General features: G+C 79.8%; 1 protein-coding gene. It reads right to left on the reverse strand.

What is annotated here, in order from left to right; all coding sequences use genetic code 11:
- Positions 1–456: hypothetical protein (locus tag CWC38_RS12185; RefSeq protein ID WP_206059912.1), on the reverse strand; the 456-nt coding region annotated here is incomplete at both ends.

Raw genomic sequence — 456 nt, forward strand, 5'->3', positions numbered from 1 at the left:
GTGTGGACCGGGATCTGCGTGGTCACGGGCCCGTAGTGCACGTGGGAGGCCGGCAGGGAGGCGGGGTCCGCCGTGCTCACGCCCAGGTCCAGGCCCCCGGCGCCCGTGGCGGCGGCGGACGGGAACCTCACGGTGATCCGGTCGCCGGGGCTCGGGCGGGCGGCATCGGCGGAACCGGGTGCCCCCGTGCGTGGGCCGGTGCCGTGCGTGGACCCGGGGCCCGCGGCGAGGGCGCGCTCGGCGTCCTCCCGGTCCCGGTCGTTGGCGGCGGCGGCACGCACCGCGCGGTCCGCGAGCCGGTGCTGGGCCGCGAGCAGCTCCTCGTCCACCGCCCCCCCGCCGGTCTGCGCCTCGGACTCCTGGATCCGCTGGGCGTGCTCCGCCATCTCCCGCTGCAGCCGCGCGAGCCGCCGCGGCCCCAGGGGCTTGACGGGCTGCGCCTGCTGGGGCGTGTCC

It is taken from the genome of Kocuria tytonicola (genome assembly GCF_003687455.1).
Lineage (GTDB): Bacteria > Actinomycetota > Actinomycetes > Actinomycetales > Micrococcaceae > Kocuria > Kocuria tytonicola.